The 5,509-nt window shown below is 31.1% G+C and carries 7 protein-coding genes; 4 read left to right on the forward strand and 3 right to left on the reverse strand.

Features of this window, described 5'->3' with window-relative positions; genetic code table 11:
- The first annotated feature begins 244 nt into the window (after positions 1–244).
- The 3 genes from ACTCDL_RS13630 (at position 245) to lysA (ending at position 2,542) form a co-directional block, all read left to right on the forward strand.
- Entirely contained in the window at positions 245–646 is a 402-nt protein-coding gene (locus ACTCDL_RS13630; protein ID WP_463177914.1) for a hypothetical protein, read from the forward strand.
- A 94-nt stretch (positions 647–740) separates the two neighbouring features.
- Positions 741–1,169 (forward strand): Fur family transcriptional regulator, encoded by a 429-nt coding sequence (locus ACTCDL_RS13635; RefSeq protein ID WP_463177917.1) that lies wholly within the window; start codon positions 741–743, stop codon positions 1,167–1,169.
- A gap of 116 nt (positions 1,170–1,285) precedes the next feature.
- Positions 1,286–2,542, forward strand: coding sequence for a diaminopimelate decarboxylase (gene lysA, locus ACTCDL_RS13640; RefSeq protein WP_463177920.1), 1,257 nt, complete (start codon positions 1,286–1,288; stop codon positions 2,540–2,542).
- A gap of 309 nt (positions 2,543–2,851) precedes the next feature.
- On the opposite strand, the gene ACTCDL_RS13645 is transcribed toward lysA, so the two are convergent.
- Complete coding sequence (locus ACTCDL_RS13645) at positions 2,852–3,616, reverse strand: MBL fold metallo-hydrolase (RefSeq protein ID WP_463177923.1); 765 nt, start codon at positions 3,614–3,616, stop codon at positions 2,852–2,854.
- Between the two features lie 129 nt (positions 3,617–3,745).
- On the opposite strand from ACTCDL_RS13645, the gene ACTCDL_RS13650 reads away from it, so the two are divergent.
- Positions 3,746–4,162 carry an Lrp/AsnC family transcriptional regulator gene (locus ACTCDL_RS13650; RefSeq protein ID WP_463177926.1) on the forward strand — a complete coding sequence of 139 codons (417 nt, stop codon included), beginning with the start codon at positions 3,746–3,748 and terminating at the stop codon, positions 4,160–4,162.
- Between the two features lie 303 nt (positions 4,163–4,465).
- Here the strand turns inward: ACTCDL_RS13650 and ACTCDL_RS13655 are convergent, their stop codons facing one another.
- Positions 4,466–4,849 carry an OsmC family protein gene (locus ACTCDL_RS13655; RefSeq protein WP_463177929.1) on the reverse strand — a complete coding sequence of 128 codons (384 nt, stop codon included), beginning with the start codon at positions 4,847–4,849 and terminating at the stop codon, positions 4,466–4,468.
- 47 nt (positions 4,850–4,896) lie between these two features.
- Positions 4,897–5,509: hypothetical protein (locus ACTCDL_RS13660; protein ID WP_463177932.1), on the reverse strand; the 613-nt coding region annotated here is incomplete at its 5' end.

Here is a 5,509-nt window from a genome sequence, read left to right on the forward strand (position 1 = left end):
TTTATAGTTAAGTTCAAAAACTTAAAACATAAGGATTTTAATCTTTTAACTATCCACTATACACTATCAACTATCAACTCAAAAAAGTGTCGCAATATACTCATAAAGCCTCAAAAAATAAATTAAGATAACTATCCTTTTTAAAGAATTATTATCAGCAAAACTATTTAATACTAAGTGAGCTATGAATAAAATTAGAATAATCTGAAAATAATGATATATAGGAAGAAAGGTAGGTGAAAATATGTCCTATAGATTAGCTGTAATAGGATTGGGGGACATACGCAAACAGGATAAGGGACTTGCTATATATTTAATAGAAAAATTGAAGGCTATGTTTTCGGAAAAGTTAGATATTTCCTTTATAAATGGTGGTGCTGATGGTGAGGATTTATTTGAAACATTACAGAATATACAAGCTGAGAAGGTTGTAATTTTAGATACAATGCGAGAATTAATTCAGCCTGGAGAGGTAGATTATCTAATTATCAGACCTACAGCATCTAAGTCATTAAAAGAGCTACTAATGGTGACAATAGGTATCTTCAGTGATAATTGGGGCAAGAAATTATCTACAGCACTATGTGATAAGTTTTATGATATTTTAAATAAAGTATCTAATATTATAAAAGATTTATTAAATTAAATAGAAGATTAATAATCAATGGAAGGGGTTGACATTAAGTCGAAGAATAAGTTATAATTAAAAATGATAATCATTAAGTTAGTAGGTGAATTTAATGGAGGCTACATTAGATAATTTGAAGAGTATTTTAGCAGCAAGTAATTACAAACTTACTGCACAAAGAAAGATTATTCTCCAGATTTTGATAGATAATAAAGGAGAACACTTAAGTGCAGAAGAGGTCTATAATATTGTAAAGGCAGAAGATCCAGGAATTGGACTGGCTACAGTTTATCGTACTTTAGAGTTGTTCTGTGAATTAGGAATTATTCAACAATTAACCTTTGATGAGAATTGTAGACGTTATGAACTAGAAACAGGTGAAGAGCACCATCATCATCTAGTATGTAGCAAATGCGGTAAGGTAATAGAATTTAATGATGAGGTGTTAGAAGAGTTTGAATCTGAGTTAGAGAGAAAACACAGTTTTAAAGTAACAGAACATAAGATTAAATTTTATGGCTATTGCGAAGATTGTCAATAAGCAATAGCTTCTTTTTTGAGTATATTGATAATAGGTATCAATATTCATTAGCTTTTAAGAAAGATAAAGTAGTTTGCTTAGTGAAATTTAAGATAAGAATTAAGGAGGAGTAGAGTATGCAGTGGAGTTTTGCAGAGGTCACAGACAGGGAGAAATTTTATGGTAATAGTAACCCACTTGAGTTAGTAGAGGAGTATGGGAGCCCCTTATATGTATATAATGAAAGAATATTAAGAGAAAGATGTAGAGAGCTAAAGAACTTAGTAAGTTATCCGAATTTTGTGGTCAATTATTCAGCAAAGGCTAATACTAATTTAGAGTTATTGAAGATAGTTAAAGAGGAAGGCTTACAGGTAGATGCTATGTCACCAGGAGAGATCTTTATAGAGCTAAAGGCTGGCTTTGAACCTGAAGAGATTCTTTATATCAGTAATAATGTCTCTGCTGAGGAGTTACAATATGCTATTGATGCTGGAGTAATGGTCAGTGTAGACTCACTTTCTCAATTAGAGTTATTTGGTCAGATAAATGAAGGTAGAGAGGTTGCTATCAGGTTCAATCCGGGAGTAGGTGCAGGGCACCATGAAAAGGTAGTAACAGGTGGCAAGAAGACTAAATTTGGAGTAGACCCTAAGTATATTGATGACGTTAAAGATATTTTAAATAAATATAACTTAAGATTGATTGGGATTAACCAACATATTGGCTCTTTATTTATGGAAGGCGATTCCTACATAGAAGGAATTAAATCTGTACTTAATATAGCTAGTAATTTTGATGATTTAGAGTTTGTTGACTTTGGTGGTGGCTTTGGAATTCCATATCATAAGCAGGATGGTCAAGAGCGATTGGATTTGGCTCAGTTAGGTCAAAGATTAGATAAAGTATTAAGAGCATGGGTAGGAGATTATGGTAAAGAGATTACCTTTAAGATAGAGCCAGGCAGATATATTGTAGCGGAATGTGGAGTCTTATTAGGGCAGGCTTATTCTACTAAGGTAAATTATGATAGAAAGTATGTAGGAAGTGATCTTGGCTTTAATGTATTGATGAGACCTATGTTATATGAGTCACACCATGATGTTGAAATTTATAGTCAAGAAGAAAGAGACTCTGATAATAAAGAAGAAGTCTTGATAGTAGGTAATATCTGTGAAAGTGGAGATATTATCGCTAAAAATAGACTATTACCTGAGATCGTTGAAGGTGATATTATCGGTATCTTAGATGCTGGGGCTTATGGTTATGTGATGAGCTCTAACTATAATCAGAGATTGCGACCAGCAGAGGTGATGATTAAAGAGGATGGCGAAGATGTCTTAGTTAGAAGAAGAGATACTTTAGAGGATTTAATGAGAAATTATGAATTTTAGATGATAGAAAAAAGGCAGCCTTTTGGCTGCTTTTTTGTATTTAAGGAAACTATGCTTTTTTAAAGATTGTGGATAACTTTTTAAAGTATTTAAAAACAAAAAGAAAGTAGCAACGAATTAACGCGAATTGCGCGAATTAAAAACAAGATTCAATTTAAATTAGGTTTTTAAAAAGGTTTTGGTCTAAATTCGTGTGAATTGGCGAGATTCGTTGCAAAAAAATTGTTTTGAATTAATCTTTGAAGATTTTGATTATAGAAGACTGGGCGCAGCCCAATTTGTTCTTGAAATTTATTAATTGATATTGATTTAAAACTCTAACAATTCATTATCCTCAGGAACATAAAAATGCTTTACACCCATCTTATCAAGTCTTTGTGGTGAAAAGTATTCATTGATATCTACTCTTGTCTCGATACAGTGGTTGAAGGTATCAAGGTGAACGATAATGAATTTTAGCTTAGGGTTAATTGCTAGTGTTTTTTCTATATCCATTATATTCATAACTATCTGGGTGCTGTTTAGGAATTTTGGAGAACCTGCATTCATTATTAAAATTTCAGGATTGTAGTTCTCTATATTTTTCTTAATGGATTCATTAAAAATAGTATCTCCAGTGAAATATATAGTTGGCTCATCATCTGCTGATAAAATATAGCCACTACTAGGACCCATTTGTTCTTTGGTCTGACCACTTCCGTGTTGAGCATCTACTCTGGTAATAATAATATTTTTGTACTTTAAATTCTCCTCAACTGGCATAAGATTGATAAATCCATCAGCTTTATAAGTTTCTTCATCACTTGGTTGGCAGATTAAATCTACTCTTTTATCTAAGAGTTCTTTTGCTTTAGCATCAAAGTGATCTTGATGGGAGTGGGTAGATAAAATCATGTCAACATCCAATAATTCTTTGATAGGAGTTTTTAAATCGATCATAGGATTCTTTCTTTGGTTTGGTGTTAGAGCAATAGCTGGAAACTCTTCTTTAGCTGAGAAGACTGGATCGATTAGAAGTTTTGAGCCTGCATAGGTCAATAAAGAGGTAGCATGCCTTACATGTAGAAATTTCATATAAACATCCTTTCAAATTGATTTTACTTGCTATCTAAATTATAATAGCTATAGATTATCCAATCAATTGTGAGCTGAAAGAGATTTAAGATATGACTTTCATTCTGAAAAAATAAGGAGAATTTAGATATGAATCTTGATAAATTAGATTTAGAGATTATTAAAATATTAAGTGAAAATTCCAAGCTTACTTTTAAGGAGATAGGTGAGCAGGTCTATTTGACAGGGCAGGCAGTAGGTGCTAGAGTCAATAAATTAGTTGCTGAAGGGGTAATTGAGAACTTTACTATCAACATCAATAAAGAGAAATTAGGGATTAAGATTACAGCAATGATTAAAGTATTTATGAAGACTCATAATCATAGTCAGCTTAAAGCTTTAATTAATAGTAATGATGAGATAGTAGAGGCTTTTAGAATCAGTGCTGATTGTTGTTACTTTTTCAAGGTAGAGACTACTAGTAATCAGGCTTTGAATAGTATTTTAGATGAGATAAGTAAGTTTGCAACTTACCAACTATTCATATCTGTTGCTAAGTTGAAGTGATATTTGAATGAAAGGTTTGAGGCTATTTGATAAGAAATTATGAGTATGAAATGCAGTTGTTGTTGCTTGTCTTTTTATATGCTTGCTATATCTACTATCTATATATTAAATGATTCAGGAATATCTATAAATTTAATCTTTCCCTTTAATGAAGTACAAGGAGTCAGTTATCAGGAACCTGGAATCAGTTAAATTTATTTACTACCTCTTCTTGATTCCTGATAACTAAAAGGTTGTAATATTTACTATAATTAGTGATAATCACAAAGTTCGTTGTTGAACCTTCATTTTTTATCTTCTACCTTAATTTCTTTTTTCTATGAATTCGATTTGTTTTGACAATGTTTTTCTCACAGGGCAATCTTTTATTTTGCTCATGATTTCTTTTTTGCTAGTATCATCAATTTCGCTATCAATCTCAACACTGTAATTAAAGACTGTCTTATTCTCATTACTTCTATCTAACTCTACTTTTACAATAATTTCATTATAAGCAATCTTCATGGAATCCATTAACATTCTTACTGAAATGTTAAGGCAAGATGCATAGCTTGAAGCTAATAATTCATGGGGTCGAAAATAATTGCCTTTCCCACCTTTATCTTTGCTAACATCTGCATAAACCATCTCTTTTCCATTAAATAATTCAATAGTATACTTTTCGTTATTACTTGTGGCTATTATCATTTTCTCCTCCTAAAAAAATTGATTTCATAGTACATAATAGATCTAAATTAAATTTTAAAGTCTATTGCTTTAAGAATTGCCTTTTCAAGTAATATAATTTTATGATAATACTCATCACCTTTATAGGTATATTGTCCAGTACCTTCTTTTGAATAAATAGCTTTGTTTTGGGATAAGTCTATTATTTGATAGGAAACTTTAACTGAACACATGGACTCATAATTCTCTTTATTTTCATTTCTAAAATAATTAATATCATCTTTTTCTATTGTTGAATCCCTTGCAAGAACCTTTTCAGTATTAGTAAAAACTATATTGGATAGATTTACAACGAGTAATAAATCTAAGTCAGACTTATTTTCAAGAATCTGCTGAATGGATTCTACATCATAATCCTTGCCTTCATTTAAGATGTCCTGTTTACTGATAATTGTCATATCAGTATGATTTTCCAACTCTCTTCTGAAAAAATTATTTAGTCTACTAAGTTCTTTAGTGCTTAACTTCTCTCCAAACCCTTCTACTTCAATTCCTAGTCCATTCTTTAAGCCCTTAGATTTATTATCTGTTTTTACAATAACAGCTAATTTCTTTCCTTTGTATTCCTCTTTACCTAAAGTCCATTCAGTATTCTCACATCCTACTAATATGACAAGTAAT

The sequence above is a fragment of the Orenia sp. genome (assembly GCF_055140805.1).

Bases quoted from the DNA above. Each gene is read 5' to 3' on its own strand.
- ACTCDL_RS13630 (WP_463177914.1), top strand. From the start codon at position 245: ATGTCCTATAGATTAGCTGTAATAGGATTGGGGGACATACGCAAACAG.
- ACTCDL_RS13655 (WP_463177929.1), bottom strand. From the start codon at position 4,849: ATGATAATAGCCACAAGTAATAACGAAAAGTATACTATTGAATTATTT.
- ACTCDL_RS13650 (WP_463177926.1), top strand. From the start codon at position 3,746: ATGAATCTTGATAAATTAGATTTAGAGATTATTAAAATATTAAGTGAA.
- ACTCDL_RS13635 (WP_463177917.1), top strand. From the start codon at position 741: ATGGAGGCTACATTAGATAATTTGAAGAGTATTTTAGCAGCAAGTAAT.
- lysA (WP_463177920.1), top strand. From the start codon at position 1,286: ATGCAGTGGAGTTTTGCAGAGGTCACAGACAGGGAGAAATTTTATGGT.
- ACTCDL_RS13645 (WP_463177923.1), bottom strand. From the start codon at position 3,616: ATGAAATTTCTACATGTAAGGCATGCTACCTCTTTATTGACCTATGCA.